A 16,424-nucleotide genomic window follows, 5' to 3' on the forward strand; every position below is an offset into this window, starting at 1 on the left:
AGGTACAGACATGTTTTTTTTGATCGTGCAGGCAGTCATCGCTATTATGGCAGTCCTGTTTCTTCTCTATACGCTTCTTGAGGCTCGCTCCGTACGCAATGCCAACAAGAATCAAGCAGTGCACTTTATCACCATGTCTTCCTCCTCTGCTTCAGACATCGCAGAGTGGCCTATGGTCAGCGTGCTTTTGCCTGTCTACAACGAAAAACGAATCGTCCATAAGATCATTGACGCCGCCTGCGCCCTGCAATATCCCCGGGAACGTCTGGAAATCCTGCTGTTGGACGACTCCACAGACGAGACCTATGAGCTGGCGGAAAAACGCGTCGCCCGCTACCATGCCAAAGGTGTCCCCATCAGACACGCACGGCGGGAAAAACGCATTGGATACAAAGCGGGCAATCTCAGGTTCGGTCTGACCCTGGCCTGCGGCGACTTCATCGCCATCTTTGACGCGGACTGCCTGCCTCCCGCTGACTTCCTGCTCAAGGTCATGCCCTGCTTTGCGGATGACAGGGTAGGTTTCCTCCAGACCGGTATCGAACATGTCAACAGAAACGCCACCTTTCTAACGCGTTTCCAGGCTATGGAGGCCGGACACAAGGAAGACGTGACCTCGGGGCTCTCCCGGGAGGGCCTCATGGCATCGCTCACCGGGACGTCCTGCGTCTGGCGCCGGAGCTGTATCGAGGCCATCGGCGGTATCAGCACGGCGACCATTACGGAAGATGTGGATATGGGCTATGCAGCGCAACTGGAAAACTGGAAATACGTCTGGCTGCGCGATGTGACCTCCAAAGCCGAATTCCCCGAATCAATGGCAGCCTTTCGTGTGCAGCGCCAGCGCTGGGCACGGGGACTCATTCAGAATGCCGCGCGGCATGTACGGCAGATGTTCGCGACTTCCATGCCTCTTCTGGCACGACTGTACGCACTCTCACTCATGTTCTCCTCCCTGCTCCTGGCCGCCTTTTTCTGCGTCCTGCTGCTCTGCCTGCCTGTGGGCCTGCTGTTCCGGCCTGGTCTTTTTTTCCACGTCTGCTGTACCCTCTTTCTGGGAGCAGCTATCATCTGGGCCTGGTACAATACAGCCAACGGCAGCCAAGGAGCTTCCTTTATCCGGCGTCTCGGCAGTGCCTTCGGCTATGTCATCATGCACTTTCCCCTTTCCCTTTATTACTTCAGTGCTGCCGTCCAAGTAGCCGCAGGGATCGACGGCTCGTTCCATCGGACTCCCAAGGGCTGTGGCCGCCAGAAGATACGCCATCCTGCCATCAACAGACGGCTCGTCTGGCTGGAAGCATTTTCTCTGTGCTATGGGCTTGCCTCTTTCAGTGTAGGACTATGGGACGAGAATTACTGGATATCCCTCTACAGCGGCCTTGCCTCCTCCGGTTTTTCCCTCACGCTATTCTTTTCGTGGAGTGATCATAGAAAGCGCTTCCAGCCAGGGAGTGTGCTCATTACAGGGGCGACCGGGGCGCTGGGCAGCGCTCTGGCGCTGGAATACGCGGCTCCAGGCATGCAGCTCGTGCTGCTCGGACGGCGACAGGGTGTTCTGGAAGATCTTGCCGTGCGCTGCCAGGCCAAAGGAGCCGATGTCCAGACACATGCTCTTGACCTGCGCAAAACCGATGAGCTCCGCCGCTGGATATCTGCCTGCTGCGCGGAACACACGCCGGATCTCATCATTGCCAATGCGGGGCTGAACACCAATATCGGCCCACACGGCAAAGGAGAACCTTTTACCGATGTCAGGAGTCTGGTGGAAGTCAACCTGCTTTCCGTCATGGCTCTGGTGGATGGGGCGCTGCCCGCCTTGCGTAAAAGAGGCGGCGGCCAGCTCGCCATCGTGAGTTCCCTTGCAGCCTACTACGGTCTGCCTGCAACGCCGACCTACTGCGCCACCAAAGCAGGTCTTAAAGCCTACGGCACTTCTCTGCGCGGCTGGCTGCGCTCTGAGCACATCCGTGTCAGCGTGATCCTGCCAGGCTATGTGTCCTCTCCCATGTGTGCGGCCATGCCGGGCCCCAAACCCTTCCTCTGGCAGCCGGAACGCGCCGCCCGGCGCATCCGGCGCGGCCTTGCGCTTGACCGGGCACGCATCTCCTTTCCTTTCCCGCTCAATCTCGGGATATGGGGACTGTCGCTCCTGCCCGCCTGTCTGGCCATGCCCATAGCAAGGATGTTCGGCTATGATCGTTGACAGTGCCTTCCTGCAGGTGTGGACAACGGGCTTCATGGGACTCATTCTTTCCGTTGCCATAGAACGTTTTTTACATCCCCGGCCCCGATTCTTTCGTCCTGGCAGCGCATGGCTGCTGCATATCTGCCTGTGGTGCTTCTGCTATACGCTCTTTATCCTGATTCTCGGACGACCATGGTGCGCCCTCGTTGCAGTATCGGCCATTCTGATAACGCTGACGGTCGTCAGTAATGCAAAATACAAAAGTCTGCGAGAACCTTTTATTGCTCAGGACTATGATTATTTCCTTGATACGCTACGCTTTCCCCGTCTGTATCTACCCTTTCTCGGGCTGAAGAATTTCTGCCTGGCGGCCTTGTTTTTTGTACTGGCGCTGCTGGGTTTCTGGATGGAAGAGCCTCCCGCGTCCCGTTTCTCGCTTCAGGGCCAGCTTGGTGGATCCCTTGTCCTGCTGCTGGGCACAGCGGTTCTGCTCTCGCGGCAGCGCAATCATGCCTCGCTTGCTGTCTTTGACCCGGAAAAGGATTTGCAGACCCTGGGGCTCCTGCCGTCACTCTGGCTCTATGCCCTGGCCTCACGCACGTTGCCTCATGTGCGGTCGCCCTTTGCCTCTGCGACCGTGACGACGCGTCCGCGTCCTCACCTGATCGTCATACAGAGCGAATCCTTTTTCGATGCCCGTCACCTGTTTGCGGGTATCCGGCCTGATATCCTGCAGACTTTTGATGCGTTGCGCATGGAAGCTGCTTGTTACGGCCCCCTGGATGTGCCCGCTTGGGGGGCCAATACCATACGCACAGAATTTTCCTTTCTGACGGGGATTGCCGCGCAGGCTCTTGGCGTTCACCGTTTCAATCCCTACCGGGCCATTGCGCGTGGATGGTCGGTAGACGCCCTGCCCCTGTTCCTGAAAAAAATGGGCTACCGTACTGTCTGCGTTCACCCCTACTGGGGAAATTTCTACGGACGAAAATACGTCTTGCCGCGTCTGGGATTTGATACCTTCCTTGATATCGGCGCATTTCAGGGAGCACAGCGAGCAGGAGCCTACATCAGTGACATAGAAGTAGCCAAGAAGATCCTTGCCCTTTTGAAAGGCGCCACAGACCCTCTTTTTATATTTGCGATCACTATGGAGAATCACGGTCCTTTGCAATTTGACCATATACCAGACATGAAAGTTGAAAAATTTTATTCAACACCACTCAATAAAATATATAAAGATCTCGACAATTATCTTTATCATCTCAAAAATGCAGACACAATGTTATCTATGTTGCACACGACATTTAATAAATTATCACTACCTATTTCCTTCTGTTTTTACGGTGATCACGTTCCTATCATGCCTGAAGTTTATAAAAATCTCCGAGATCCAAAAGAGGTACCGTATTTCTTATGGAAAAACCTATATGCACGCGATATTCAACAGAAATTATATCACTCTTCAACAATACTGGGCACGGAGCACCATCTCCAAATTCATGACCTATCATTAAAATTGTTAATAGAAAACAACATATTTATTCAGCATTAGATCTTAATTTACATGACAATAAAATATATTAGGAAAATTTTTTAGCTGACAATAGATGTCAATAGTCCTAGATAAATATTATTATGACTTATCTGGCAGATAATCATTTTATTAAAATTCTGAATTATCGTTATTCACAGTAAACAACAAGACGGATTTTCTATTCCCACGAAAGAATCAAGGATATAGTGGATGCATCCCTACGACGCAAGGGAATTCCCCCCAAAATACAGGAGAATAATATGACGACTCTTGGAAAACGTATTCGCGCTGTTCGTGGCAGCCGCTCTCAAAACGTCTTTGCTAATTTTTTGGGTATCAGCAAAGGTGCCTTGGTCAACTATGAACATGACAGAAGCTCGCCCAATGCAAAAATTCTTATGACGATCTGCGTATTGGAGCATATTGAAATCAAATGGCTCCTTACGGGAGAAGGTCCCAGATATCAGGGGGGAGTGGGAGACAAACCTAATGACGTTCCTCCCCGTGACTATGATGGACAACCTATCCAGTTGCCGGGATGTCCACACTGTACGTGGATGGAAAAGCTCATTGAAAAAATGGAAGAAGATAGACGCTATCTTTTACTTGAAAACAAAAAGCTCCTTATTGATAATACTATCCTACATAACAATATACATCATAATTGATTTTTATTACACAAATACAATATTAATGTATAGGTAAAATTATTTTATTTATATGTCAATTTTATATAATGAATATATTTAATAGAATGATATTATAAAATTGATATTCATCATTTTGTCTGAATATAAATATGGAGGAACTATCGACTGCCCATGCTGGCCCGCACCACGGACAGGGGCAGCATAAGCGTCAGTTCATTGATGGGCGAAGGGGTGAAGCCGCATCCCTTGTAAAAAACTTTGGCACGCTCATGCAGGGCATGGACTAGAATGGCCCGTATACCCGCAATGTGCGCTGCCTGTTCCGTGCGCAAAATGGCATCCCGCAGCAGAGCGCGGCCTATGCCCTGTCCTTGAAGAGACGTATCCACAGCAAGGCGGGCCAGCAACATGACAGGGATGGGATCAGGCATATTACGACGGATTCTTCCCGGCACGAGCGCGTGGCTGACGCTCCCCACTGCCAGCGAGTAATAACCAATCACGTCATTGGAACGCGTAATGACATAGGTACGGCTGGCTCCACTGGCTTCATTTTTGCGGGCTCGCGTCTTGAGCCAGGTATCCAGCAGGGACTCGCCGCAACAGAAGGACTCCAGATGGTGATGCGCTTCCAGATGACAGGGCGCGGAAATCTTCATGCTACTTGTCCCAGGGCGCAGAAGTATTCAACAACTGGGCAAGAGCAGGATCAGGCCGCACAGGAGTGTCCAGCGCTTGCGTGAAGGCATCCCACTGTTCCGATGAAAGCTGGAAATGCGTCTTTTCCGCCAGAACGTCCTCGGCATGTCGTACGGCCAGATCCAGAATAAAGGCCGTGCGCGACTTGCCCAGCAACTGGGCTGCGCTGTCAATGAGTGCCTTCTGCGCAGCGGGAATACGCACATTGATGACTTCGGTAGCTGTACTCATGGCGGTAGCCTCCTTGATTTCAACTAAAGGATAAAACGTCGCTATTGTCAATACAAAGTATATACAAATTTGTCTTTGATAATCGCTAGCCCGTCATTACCTCCCCATGTGCAGCCGTGGGCGCACACCTATTTGTTGCCCAAGACACTGTTCAAGCGCGTCAGCGCAGGCAACAAGCTCTCGTGTACGGCGCTCAAGCGCTGCAAGTGCCGCATCAATGTCTGCTGTCCCTCCCGTAGCTGGAGGACCTCCCGGCGCAAGGACTGAATCTGGCGTCCCTGATCCTCCATGCGGGTCTGCTGGCCGGAAAGCCATGATTCCTGCCGGTGCAGCTTCGCGGCAAGTTCTCCTTCCAGGGCCAGTAGACTTTCTTTCAGCATCCTTTCCATTTCGGTCATGCGTCACCTCCGCACCACTTCCCAGGCGTCCCGTTGGCCCACCTTGCCCGCATTGACGATCTGTTGTCCCGCTGGTGTCAGAAGGTAGCTCTTGCCTTCGGCCTGATACGGCTCCAGCCCCTTGAAGCTGTTCCAGAGCGAGGCATTTTGCGCTTCCAGCTGTTCCCGCCGGGCACTCAGGTGTGAAATCTGTCTTCCCCACACCCGTGGGGGTGTTTCCTGTGCGCCCGATGGCAGGCTGTTCCGCTGTACGTCTTCCCCACACCCGTGGGGGTGTTTCCAGGACGCGCACAAGCGCTTTATACTGTGCCGGGTCTTCCCCACACCCGTGGGGGTGTTTTCGAGGTAGCCCAGGCTGACAGCGCCAACGGAGTGTCTTCATGCACTGCCTGCCGTTTTTCCTCCCGCTGATCTCTGCCGGGCTTCCTGCCCCAGCACAACAGCCGTCCCGCATGAAGATCATCAGGGCCCGGCGTACACTGGCGCGCCCTCCGTCCCAGCCGCAGGCCAGCGGCAGAATGCCCTTGCTGGCCGCTTTAGCGTGAAAAACGTGCTACGCGGGTAAGCGCGTCCTGCCTCATACCATAGCCCCAGAGCCTCGCAGAGGCCCCCTCCCGCCCTGCCGGCCCGGCGGTTCCCGCGCTGTGCGCTGTGTGCCGGACAGGCTTTTGGCAAGGGCCCGGGCATGCATCGGCCCGGTGCCGGGCGGATCTTCCCGCCATGGCCGGGGGATGCAGCGTGAGGATACGCAAAAAACCTTATTATTTTCTTATATTCCCCATAACCTACTTTCCCTGTAAGAAATAATGATCCCAATGGCATGGGGGGTACAGCTGCCCCATGTCCCCTTTTTTGTTCCCAATTTCCCACGGTGGGAATGAAAAGGACCCAAGATAAAGGAGGAGTAGGAATGACAAAAAGAGCAATGGGGAATTTGTTGAACAGGTATCGATCCGTTTTGAAAAAATGCCACCTCATGAACACGTTCGGTTCATTGGCTGTTGCGTCCATCCTGGTCATGGGAGCAGCAAGTGGAGAGGCGTTCAGCAATACCACCGGCTATAACGCGGCCGATCCGGCATCATCAGGTACGACAATTTCCGCGACAGACCAGTCGGAAAATGCCGTTGCTTCCGCTATCAAAGTTGATACGGCGGCGACATACACGGTTCCTGATACAGTAACGCGTGCCGAGGCTACGGCCATAGGAAAACAAAGCGCCCGTGCCTTGGGAGTATTCGTGCAAGGTTCTGCAGGAAACCGGCTGACGCTGGATTCGCTTGATATTTCATCAAAAGCCATCACGGAAAATGGAAAATCCATCAGCTATGGTATATTTAGCGATAAAAGCAGTTCTGTATCTGTCAACGAAGGTACTATTACGGCATCATCACAATCAAAAAACGGACTTGGTGAATGCGTTGGTGCTGTGAGCAACAATAACAGTTCGGCGGTCCTGGGCGTCAATTCCATCATATCCTCATCGGAATCACATCAACACACTGCAGAGCCCAAGACTGTCGGGGCCCAGGCTTCAGGCAGGAGCACTCTCAGCATGACGAGTGACAAAGTAACAGTAAAAGTTTCCGCAACGCATAACGGAAATGTTTTTTCCAGAAAAGTGAATGGGATATATGGCGAGGGAAATAGCACGTTAACGATGAACGACGCTGACATATCCGTACATGAGCGCAACAGTACCCCTGAAAAATCCGGGGCTGCCGGTATCCATCTGTTCACCGCATCGACCCTGACGATGAAGAACGGCACCATCCGGGTGACCACCATAGATCCCGAGGGCACGTTTGCAGGGTCTGCCGTCGGTATCGTCACCAGCGCGACCAGCGGCAGGCATGGCATCACCGCCGGTACCCTTGATATCCGTGCGCAAGGCGGATGGTCCTCCGGCATCCAGCTTGAGAATACCGACATGCGCATGGCCGGAGGAACCATCCTGAGCGAGGCTGTCGACAGGCCGGCATACGGCATACGGGCCACCCAGACGAACTTCACGGCCACCGGCGATGTCAGCCTGGAGGTCCTGTCTGCCAAGGCCGGCTCGGCCATTGGCGGCATCCTGTCGATAGGCGATTCGTCCGTCACGATGCGCGGCGGGTCCGTGACCGCGGTCAGCAAAGGGAACGGGGCCATAGGGCTCTACGCCAAAGGCGGCAGCATCACCAAGACAGGAGGGGACATCACCGTCGTTTCAGCGGGCACTTCCAGCGGCATGGACGCCTTTCCCGCCAGCAGGATCACCTATGGCGATGCCGGGGCCACGACGCGGGTAAGCGTGGAAGGCAAGAAGGCCTACGGCCTCCGTGCCGGGGGGGAAGCCGGCACTGGCCAGGCGTCTTCGATCGAACTGACGAATGGCGTCATCACGGCGCGCTCGTCTGGCGATACCGCCATAGCGGTCTACAACACGTCGGGCGATATCAGCCTGAAGGGCACGACCGCCATCACGGCCACAGCCGCGGCCCCTGGTCAAAACGTCTACTCGCTGTATGTGAAGGGGGACACGCCGAACACCATCACGGTGGACAGGGCCTCGACCATGGAAGGCGATATAGAGGCGGCGACCGGCAGCGCCACCGTGCGCGCAACCATCCAGGATGGCGGCAACCTGCGGGGCTGGGCACGCAGCCTTGGTGATCTTGAGCTGTCTTTCGGCAAAAATGCCGTATGGGAAGTGGTCTCCTCCAACCAGCTCACAAAGGAAAACGACGGCCGGTACGCCGGCAATCTGACGAAGCTCGCCCTGGATGGCTCCCGCGTCTATGTGGGCAGCAGGCAGGGGCAGTGGGACGCCGGGACCGGCTTTGCGGCGGAGCGGCGCGTGCTGTCCCAGACGGACGCGCCCGCCGAACTGAAGATCAGCCATCTTTCCGGGACCGGGAGCTTTTATCTGCGGACGGATATGGATACGGATGTTTCCGACAGTGTCCTGGTGAGCGACTCCCTGTCCGGCACCTATGGCCTGCATGTGAAAGCAAGCGGAGCGGAACCCGTCGCGGTGCAGACCAAAAGCTATCTGGCCAGGACGGAACAGCGCGTGGGCGCCCCCGCAAGCGCCTTTGCGCTGAAAGGCGGAAAAAACGTCAACGGGCGGGAGATGATCGACATAGGGATCCATAGCTATGCCCTGGAAACGAGCGAACGGAACGACGGCAGGGAATGGTACCTTGCCCGGACGGAAGGGTTTTCCCCTACAGGCGAGATGGCCCTGGGGCTTTCGGGCATGACCTCGGCCTATGCCATGCACCTGGGCCAGCTCTCCGATCTGCGCGAGCGCCTGGGGGAGATCCGTTACGGTAACGGCACGGACGGCCTGTGGATACGCGGCTTTACCGAGGAGAACCGCCTTTCCGGCCTGGGCGGCACGGATTTCAGCCAGAATTTTTACGGCACGTCCTTCGGTTACGACCGTCTTCTGGAGCAGGATGAAAACAACAAATGGCTGCTGGGCCTGCGTGGCCAGATCAGCAAAGCCCACCAGCGCATCGACGGCCTGCATGGCGGTTCCGGCGAAAACCGCTCCTACGGCATCGCGGCCTACGCCACCTGGCAGCATGCCGACGGCTGGTACGCGGACACCGTGCTGAGCTGGGACTGGTACGACCAGAGCCTCAGGACCCGCATGCTGGACGGCACGCCTGTCCACGGCTCCTACCATACCTATGCGGGGGGCATCAGCCAGGAAGTGGGACGCATGTTCCGTTTTGATAACGGCCTGTTCATCGAGCCGCAGCTGCAGCTTTCCTGGTACTGGATAAAGGGCATGGATTTCACCACCAGCAACGGCATGGACGTGGATCAGGACGATGCCTGCGCCCTTACCGGCCGCGCCGGTCTGGTGGTGGGCAAAAAGTGGGAGCTGGACGACAACCGCTACTTCCAGCCCTACCTCAAGGCCGGTGTCAACCACGAGTTCATGAGCGACCAGAAAGTCACGGTCAACGGCATCAGGTTCACCAATGACGTGCGCGGCACGCGCGGCTATTATGGCGCGGGCTTTGACCTGCAATTCGCAAGCAATGCCCGGATCTATGCCGAATTCGAACGCGAAGACGGCCGCAAGGCCTCCACCCCCTGGAGCGTGAGCGCAGGCGTGCGGGTGGAGTTCTAGTTCCCGTGACAAGGGGAGGGGCCGGCCCCGGGGCGCTGCCGCCCGGGGGCATGGTCTCAGGCCCCGTACCGGCCCCCGGGGCTGCCCGGGGGCTCCCGCCCGGCCCGGGAGCGAATCTCGCCCCAGCCTGCTGGCTGCCCCGGAAGCGCCCCTCCGGTCTCCGTTGGGGAGCGGGAGCGGCCTAAAGGCGAAAGCCGGCATCAGGTCCGCGCAACGCCGCTGGCGCCGCCGCAGGCATCCCCTTTTGAAGAGGCAAAACAACAAGGCACGTGCAGTGATGCAGGTGCCTTGTTCCGTATCTGCCTTTTGCACCGCATCTCCACTTCCCTTGCCACGCTCCTGTGCAGCCTTTATACTCCGGTCATCGAATAACCTGTATCCCACTCTTACCGGAGTTGCCTTTCATGTCCCTTGCCGCCACCGTTGCCGAAAAAGCCAACCTTATCTGGGCCATAGCCGACAAGCTCACCGGCGTGTTCAAGCCGCACCAGTATGGTGAAGTCATCCTGCCCCTCACCGTCATCCGCCGTTTCGACAGCGTGCTGGAGCCCACCAAGGAAATGGTGCTGCAGGCGGCGCAGACCTTTGCGGGCACCCCGCTGGAAGAAACCATGCTGCGCAACGCGGCGGGGCACAAGTTCTACAACACCAGCCCCTTCACCTTCACGCGGCTGCTGGACGCCCCCGATGATCTGGAGCCCAACTTCCGGGCCTACTGCAACGCCTTTTCCCCCAACGTGCGCCAGATACTGGAGCGCTTCAAACCTTTTGGGCCGCACCTGACCACCATGGCCGAGAAGAACGTGCTCTACATGGTGCTCAAGGAATTCACCACCAGCAAGGCCGACCTGCACCCCTCCCGCGTCTCCAATCTGGAGATGGGCTACATCTTCGAAGAACTCATCCGCCGCTTTTCCGAAGCGCACAACGAGGACGCCGGGCAGCACTACACCCCGCGCGAGGTCATCGAGCTGATGGTCAACCTGCTGCTCACCCACGACAACGCCACCCTGGCCGGCACGGGCGCCACCACGACCATCTATGACCCGGCCTGCGGCACGGGCGGCATGCTCTCCGTGGCCGAGGAGCACATCCACCGTTGCAACAGCGCGGCGAGCCTGCTGCTGTGCGGGCAGGAGATCAATGACGAGACCTTCGCCATCTGCAAGGCGGACATGCTCATCAAGGGGCAGGATGCCGACTACATCAAGCTGGGCAACACCCTCTCCAACGACCAGTTCCCGGGCCAGACCTTTGACTATGTGCTGTCCAACCCGCCTTTCGGCCGCGAATGGAAAAACGAGAAAGCCGCCGTGGAACGGGAGGCCGCCCGGCCCGAAGGCCGCTTTGGTGCCGGCCTGCCCAGCATCTCGGACAGTCAGATGCTCTTCCTCCAGACGGCCGTGGCGCGCCTCAAGCCCGAAGGCCGCGCGGCCATCATCCAGAACGGCTCGCCCCTCTTCACCGGCGATGCGGGCAGCGGCCCCTCCGAGATACGCCGCTACATCCTCGAAAACGACTACCTCGACGCCATCATCGCCCTGCCTAACGACATTTTTTACAATACCGGCATCGCCACCTATATCTGGCTGCTCTGCAAGAACAAGCCCCAGGCCCGGCGCGGCAAGGTGCAGCTCATCAATGCTTCCGGCCTGTACGAAAAGCGCCGCAAGGCCCTGGGCAACAAACGCAACGACATCCCCCAGGACGCCATCGCCAAGATCTGCCGCCTGTACGGCGACTTTGCCGAAAGCCCCCTGAGCAGGATCTTTGACGTGGCCGACTTCGGCTACACCAGGATCACCGTGGAGCGCCCCGCCCTGCCCGCCTCCGGCACGGAGGACGCCCCGGCCGCTCCCGCCGATGCCCCCAAAAAGCGGGGTCGCAAACCCGGCAAGCCCAGGGCCGACGCCTCCCGCCGCGATACCGAGAACGTGCCGCTCAAGGAAGACATACAGGCCTACTTTGCCCGCGAGGTGCTGCCCTTTGCCCCCGATGCCTGGATCGACGAGAGCAAGAGCAAGGTCGGCTACGAGATCCCCTTCACCCGCTATTTTTATGAATACACGCCGCCCCGCCCTGCCGCCGAGCTGGCTGTGGAACTCCACGAGCTGGAGCTGCGCCTGGGCGAAAGCCTGGCCGCCCTGTTCGAGGACTAGGAACAGGAAAAGGGAAAGGGAAAGGCGGGAAGATGCGCGGGGGAGGGGGACCCCCTCTGCTCGCGCGAAAGGGGGTCCCCCTCCCCCGCACCCCCGCCCCTCCCCCAGCGCGCTTTACAAGGACACACCATGCGACAGATGAAAGACAGCGGCATAGAATGGATCGGCGAGATTCCCGAAGGGTGGGAAGTAAGGAAAGTAAAAAAAATTTTTTCTATCGTTAATGGTTCAACGCCTAAAAGCGATTATTCTGATTTTTGGGATGGAGATATTATATGGGTAACACCCGCAGAAATGAGCGATGATATCTATATAATAGATAATTCTAAAAGGAAATTAACCACTTTAGGATATACTTCATGTGGAACTACGCTTGTTCCTAAAAATAGTATTTTAATCTCATCTCGTGCACCAATTGGACAAGTTGCTCTTGCAGGGAATAAGTTATGCACTAATCAAGGCTGTAAGGCTTTAGTTAGTAACGATGAAATAAGTGAGAAATTTTTTTGCTATTTTTTTAAGATTCAATCATCAGCATTAAACAGCCTTGGAAAAGGGACTACGTTCCTAGAGCTCTCTAGCTCCGAACTTGGTAACTTTATTGTCCCATATCCCCCTCTCGAGGAGCAACAGCGCATCGCCGATTACCTCGATGCCAAGTGCGCCCATATCGACCAGTGCCTAGAGCTGACCCGCCAGAGCATGGAAAAACTACGCGCCTACAAGCTCTCCTGCATCACCGAGGCCGTCACCAAAGGCCTGGACCCGGACGTGCCCCTCAAGGACAGCGGCGTGCCGTGGATTGGTCAGATTCCGGTGGGGTGGACACTTAGTAGTGTCCGATGGGAATTTGAAAACCTTGACGGTAGACGCAAGCCTATCAGTGCAGAAAACCGCACCTGTTCAGATGCGGCCTATGACTACTATGGAGCTTCTGGAATCATTGATAAAATAGACGATTTTATTTTTGACGAAACTCTCATTCTTATAGGTGAAGATGGCGCTAATTTGGCTCTCAGGAATCTTCCACTTGTATATATTGCAAAAGGTAAATATTGGGTAAACAATCATGCCCACATACTAAAACCCTACAATACAAATAATTTGTATTATATGGCATATCAGTTGGAATGCGTTGACCTTACAAACTACATCACTGGTTCAACGCAACCAAAACTTACTCAGTCAAACCTCTCAAAAATTCCTGTGGTATGCCCCCCCCTCCCCGAACAGGAGCGCATCGCCGCCTACCTCGACAAAAAGTGCGCGCGTATCGACGCCCTGCTGGAAGAAAAGCAGGCCCTGCTGGACAAACTGGCGGAGTACAAAAAAAGCCTGATCTTTGAATGTGTCACCGGCAAGCGGGAGGTGCCCTCATGCTGGAACAGATGAAGGAACGCAACTTCGAGGACGATATCTGCGCCTGGCTCTGCACCCACGGCGGCTACCGGCCGGGCGACCCGGCGCGCTTTGACCGCACGCGGGCCCTGGACGTGCAGACCCTGCTGGACTTTGTGCGTACCAGCCAGCCCAAAGCCTGGAAGATGCACCAGTTCAAGAACCCCGGCAAGGCGGAACAGAGCTTTGTGGACCGCTTTTGCGAGGAGGTGCGCCGCCGCTCCCTGCTGGACGTGCTGCGCCACGGCTTTTCCGTGCTGGGCACGCGCTTCCGCGTGGTCTTCTGGAAGCCGGAGACCGGCCTCAACCCCGAAAGCGTGCGGTGCTACCAAAGCAATATCCTGCACTGCACACGCCAGCTGCGCTACAGTCCGGCCCACGAGAACAGCGTGGACGTGGCCCTGCTGCTCAACGGCATCCCCGTCATCTGCCTGGAGCTGAAAAACCCGTTCACCGGCCAGACCGTGGAGGATGCCGTGCGCCAGTTCCGGCAGGACCGCTCGCCGGACGACCTGTTTTTCAGCTTCAAGCGCCGCGTGCTCACCTGCTTTGCCGTGGACCCCTTCCACGTCAAAATGACCACCCGCCTGGAGCGGCAAAAGACCTTTTTCCTGCCCTTCGACCAGGGCAGCAACGGCGCGGGCGAAGTGGGCGGCGCGGGCAACCCTCCGGCCCCGGACGGCGGCTACCCCACGGCCTACCTGTGGCAGCGGGTGCTGTGCCGGGATGCCCTGCTGGAGCTCCTGCACAAGTTCCTGCATCTGGAAAAGACCGAAAAAAAAGATCCCGTCACCGGCAAGGTCACGGTCAGGGAACGCCTCATCTTCCCGCGCTATCACCAGTGGGACGTGCTGCACAAGCTGCTGGACGACATCCGCGCTCACGGCCCGGGGCAGCAGTACCTGATCCAGCACAGCGCGGGCAGCGGCAAATCCAATTCCATCGCCTGGCTGGCCCACCGTCTCAGCGGCCTGCATGACGCGCAGGAGGCCAAGATATTCCAGTCCGTCATCGTGGTCACGGACCGCCGCGTGCTGGACAGGCAGCTGCGGGACACCATCCTCCAGTTCGAGCAGACGGACGGCCTTGTCCGCGCCATCAGCAAGGATTCCGCCCAGCTGCGCGATGCCATCAACGAGGGCGCGGCCATCATCGTCACCACCCTGCAAAAATTCCCGGTCATCTTCCGCGAGGTGCGCCACGGGCAACGCAATTTTGCCGTCATCGTGGACGAGGCCCACTCCTCCCAGACGGGCCGGGCCGCCCTCACCCTCAAGACGGCGCTGGCCGATACCGACGCCGCCCTGGCCGAATACGCCGCCCTGGAAGACGAGGCCGAAGCCGGGCAGGACAAAAAGGACGATGCCCTCTGGCAGGAGCTGGCCGCCCAGGGGCGGCACCACAACCTTTCCTTCTTCGCCTTCACGGCCACGCCCAAGGACAAGACCCTGCAGCTTTTCGGCCGCCGGATGCCTGACGGCCGCTTCCGTGCCTTCCACATCTACTCCATGCGTCAGGCCATCGAAGAGCGCTTCATCCTCGACGTGCTGCGCAACTACACCACCTATCACGCCTATTTCAAACTGCTGCAAAAAGGTGCCGGGGACCCGCGCTACAACTCCTCGGCCGCGGCCCGCGCCGCCATGCGCTTCGAAAGCCTGCACCCGCACAACATCGCCCAGAAAACGGCCGTCATGCTGGACCACTTCCGCACGGTCACGGCCCGCAAGATGGGCGGCAGGGCCAAGGCCATGCTGGTCACGCCCTCGCGCCTGCATGCCGTGCGCTACATGCGGGAGTTCACCCGCCAGATCCGCGAGGGCCGCATCAACGGCGTGCGGGCCCTGGTGGCCTTTTCCGGCGAGGTCCGCGACACGGTGGACGGCGTGGCTGTGACCTATACGGAAGAGGGCCTCAACCAGGAGACCCACGGCTTCAGGATATCCGAAAAAGAGCTGCCCGCACATTTTGCCGGGGAGTTCAATATCCTCATCGTGGCCGAGAAATACCAGACCGGTTTCGACGAGCCCCTGCTCCACACCATGTTCGTGGACAAGCAGCTCAGCGGCGTCAAGGCCGTGCAGACTCTCTCGCGCCTCAACCGCACCGCCCCCGGCAAGGAAGATACCTTCGTGCTGGACTTCGTGAACAGCGCCGAGGACATGCAAAAGTCCTTCGCCCCCTTCTACGAGGCCACCCTGCTGGAAGAGGAGACCGACCCCAACCTGGTCTACGACATCCGCCACCGCCTGGATGATTTCCACGTCTACGGCCCGGAACAGGTGGAGGCCTTCGGCAAGGCCCTGCGCGATCCCCGCGCCAAAGATGGCCAGAGCGCCCTGGCCGGGGCCACCGCCACGCTGGCCCCGGTGCTGGCCCGGGTGGCCGCGCTGGAAGAGGAAGACCGCCGCGCCTTCCGTACCGGCCTGTTCCGCTTTGTGCGCCTGTACAACTTCATCACCCAGATCTGCCGCATGTTCGACGAGGATATGCACATCTACTCCCTTTTCGCCAAACAGCTGGCCGCCGCCCTGCCCGCCGAAAACGACGGCCTGGTCAACCTCGACGGGCAGATAGACCTGGAATATTACAAACTGGTCAAGACCGGAGAGACCGGCATCCCCCTCACGCCGTCGGAAAAAGGCTATGCCGCCATCAAGGGCGATGCCGGCGCCCCGGCCCAAAAGGAATTCGACAGCCTCTCCAGTATCGTGGAAAAGATAAACCAGCGCTTCGGCACGCAGTTCACCGCCGGGGACCAGGTGGAGAATTTCCGGGCCCTGCAAAAGCATGTGCTTGCCAGCGATGCGCGCATCGTGGGCCTTGCCGACAAGGACAACCGCGCCACCTGGGATATGGTCTACGACACGGCCTTCATGGCGGGCGCCGGAGAGACAGCCATGCACAGCGCGGCCTTCCTTGACCTGATCCGCAACCCGGATACCCTGGCCTTCATCCGTACCCTGCTCAAGGAAAGCATCTGGCAGGAGGCGCTGGAAAAAAGGCGGGAGAAGGAAAAATGCCTTTGATGGGAG

General features: G+C 57.5%; 12 protein-coding genes. 7 read left to right on the forward strand and 5 right to left on the reverse strand.

From position 1 onward, the window contains the following. Positions 1-10 precede the first annotated feature (10 nt). From DESPIGER_RS12625 to DESPIGER_RS12880, 3 genes are all read left to right on the forward strand, one after another. Positions 11-2,206, forward strand: a complete 2,196-nt coding sequence (locus DESPIGER_RS12625) for an SDR family NAD(P)-dependent oxidoreductase (RefSeq protein WP_083575304.1) — start codon at positions 11-13, stop codon at positions 2,204-2,206. Then, positions 2,196-3,743: an LTA synthase family protein gene (locus tag DESPIGER_RS04710; protein WP_072333709.1), complete on the forward strand. Its 1,548-nt coding sequence runs from the start codon at positions 2,196-2,198 to the stop codon at positions 3,741-3,743. Before DESPIGER_RS12625 ends, DESPIGER_RS04710 begins: the two co-directional genes overlap by 11 nt. Before the next feature lie 242 nt (positions 3,744-3,985). Further along, on the forward strand, positions 3,986-4,393 hold the full coding sequence (locus DESPIGER_RS12880) for a helix-turn-helix domain-containing protein (RefSeq protein WP_156831637.1): 408 nt from the start codon (positions 3,986-3,988) through the stop codon (positions 4,391-4,393). Positions 4,394-4,533: 140 nt separating this feature from the next. On the opposite strand, the gene DESPIGER_RS04715 is transcribed toward DESPIGER_RS12880, so the two are convergent. The 5 genes from DESPIGER_RS04715 to DESPIGER_RS13080 all read right to left on the reverse strand — a co-directional run bounded on the left by DESPIGER_RS04715 (position 4,534) and on the right by DESPIGER_RS13080 (position 7,026). Further along, positions 4,534-5,034, reverse strand: a complete 501-nt coding sequence (locus DESPIGER_RS04715) for a GNAT family N-acetyltransferase (protein ID WP_072333712.1) — start codon at positions 5,032-5,034, stop codon at positions 4,534-4,536. A 1-nt stretch (position 5,035) separates the two neighbouring features. Continuing rightward, positions 5,036-5,305 (reverse strand): DUF1778 domain-containing protein, encoded by a 270-nt coding sequence (locus DESPIGER_RS04720; RefSeq protein ID WP_072333715.1) that lies wholly within the window; start codon positions 5,303-5,305, stop codon positions 5,036-5,038. Positions 5,306-5,433: 128 nt separating this feature from the next. Then, on the reverse strand, positions 5,434-5,703 hold the full coding sequence (locus DESPIGER_RS04725) for a hypothetical protein (protein ID WP_072333718.1): 270 nt from the start codon (positions 5,701-5,703) through the stop codon (positions 5,434-5,436). 3 nt (positions 5,704-5,706) lie between these two features. Then, positions 5,707-5,907, reverse strand: a complete 201-nt coding sequence (locus DESPIGER_RS04730) for a hypothetical protein (protein ID WP_072333720.1) — start codon at positions 5,905-5,907, stop codon at positions 5,707-5,709. 855 nt (positions 5,908-6,762) lie between these two features. Next, complete coding sequence (locus DESPIGER_RS13080; RefSeq protein ID WP_162273851.1) at positions 6,763-7,026, reverse strand: hypothetical protein; 264 nt, start codon at positions 7,024-7,026, stop codon at positions 6,763-6,765. Between the two features lie 337 nt (positions 7,027-7,363). Between DESPIGER_RS13080 and DESPIGER_RS04735 the strand changes: the two genes are divergently transcribed. The 4 genes from DESPIGER_RS04735 to DESPIGER_RS04750 all read left to right on the forward strand — a co-directional run bounded on the left by DESPIGER_RS04735 (position 7,364) and on the right by DESPIGER_RS04750 (position 16,418). Further along, on the forward strand, positions 7,364-9,832 hold the full coding sequence (locus DESPIGER_RS04735; RefSeq protein WP_072333723.1) for an autotransporter outer membrane beta-barrel domain-containing protein: 2,469 nt from the start codon (positions 7,364-7,366) through the stop codon (positions 9,830-9,832). Between the two features lie 404 nt (positions 9,833-10,236). Then, positions 10,237-11,991: a type I restriction-modification system subunit M gene (locus DESPIGER_RS04740; protein ID WP_072333726.1), complete on the forward strand. Its 1,755-nt coding sequence runs from the start codon at positions 10,237-10,239 to the stop codon at positions 11,989-11,991. A 129-nt stretch (positions 11,992-12,120) separates the two neighbouring features. Then, a complete protein-coding gene (locus tag DESPIGER_RS04745) occupies positions 12,121-13,383 on the forward strand; it encodes a restriction endonuclease subunit S (protein WP_072333729.1) in 1,263 nt (420 codons plus the stop codon). Beyond that, positions 13,368-16,418 (forward strand): type I restriction endonuclease subunit R, encoded by a 3,051-nt coding sequence (locus tag DESPIGER_RS04750; RefSeq protein ID WP_072333732.1) that lies wholly within the window; start codon positions 13,368-13,370, stop codon positions 16,416-16,418. Before DESPIGER_RS04745 ends, DESPIGER_RS04750 begins: the two co-directional genes overlap by 16 nt. The last annotated feature ends 6 nt before the right edge of the window (positions 16,419-16,424 follow it).

Origin of the sequence: Desulfovibrio piger, assembly GCF_900116045.1 — a bacterium.
GTDB classification, from domain to species: Bacteria; Desulfobacterota; Desulfovibrionia; order Desulfovibrionales; family Desulfovibrionaceae; genus Desulfovibrio; species Desulfovibrio piger_A.

What these genes read in the sequence shown, in the direction of transcription:
- DESPIGER_RS04750 (WP_072333732.1), top strand. Translation starts at nt 13,368, where the DNA reads ATGCTGGAACAGATGAAGGAACGCAACTTCGAGGACGATATCTGCGCC.
- DESPIGER_RS12625 (WP_083575304.1), top strand. Translation starts at nt 11, where the DNA reads ATGTTTTTTTTGATCGTGCAGGCAGTCATCGCTATTATGGCAGTCCTG.
- DESPIGER_RS12880 (WP_156831637.1), top strand. Translation starts at nt 3,986, where the DNA reads ATGACGACTCTTGGAAAACGTATTCGCGCTGTTCGTGGCAGCCGCTCT.
- DESPIGER_RS13080 (WP_162273851.1), bottom strand. Translation starts at nt 7,026, where the DNA reads ATGGATTTTCCATTTTCCGTGATGGCTTTTGATGAAATATCAAGCGAA.
- DESPIGER_RS04735 (WP_072333723.1), top strand. Translation starts at nt 7,364, where the DNA reads ATGAACGACGCTGACATATCCGTACATGAGCGCAACAGTACCCCTGAA.
- DESPIGER_RS04715 (WP_072333712.1), bottom strand. Translation starts at nt 5,034, where the DNA reads ATGAAGATTTCCGCGCCCTGTCATCTGGAAGCGCATCACCATCTGGAG.
- DESPIGER_RS04740 (WP_072333726.1), top strand. Translation starts at nt 10,237, where the DNA reads ATGTCCCTTGCCGCCACCGTTGCCGAAAAAGCCAACCTTATCTGGGCC.
- DESPIGER_RS04745 (WP_072333729.1), top strand. Translation starts at nt 12,121, where the DNA reads ATGCGACAGATGAAAGACAGCGGCATAGAATGGATCGGCGAGATTCCC.
- DESPIGER_RS04720 (WP_072333715.1), bottom strand. Translation starts at nt 5,305, where the DNA reads ATGAGTACAGCTACCGAAGTCATCAATGTGCGTATTCCCGCTGCGCAG.
- DESPIGER_RS04725 (WP_072333718.1), bottom strand. Translation starts at nt 5,703, where the DNA reads ATGACCGAAATGGAAAGGATGCTGAAAGAAAGTCTACTGGCCCTGGAA.
- DESPIGER_RS04710 (WP_072333709.1), top strand. Translation starts at nt 2,196, where the DNA reads ATGATCGTTGACAGTGCCTTCCTGCAGGTGTGGACAACGGGCTTCATG.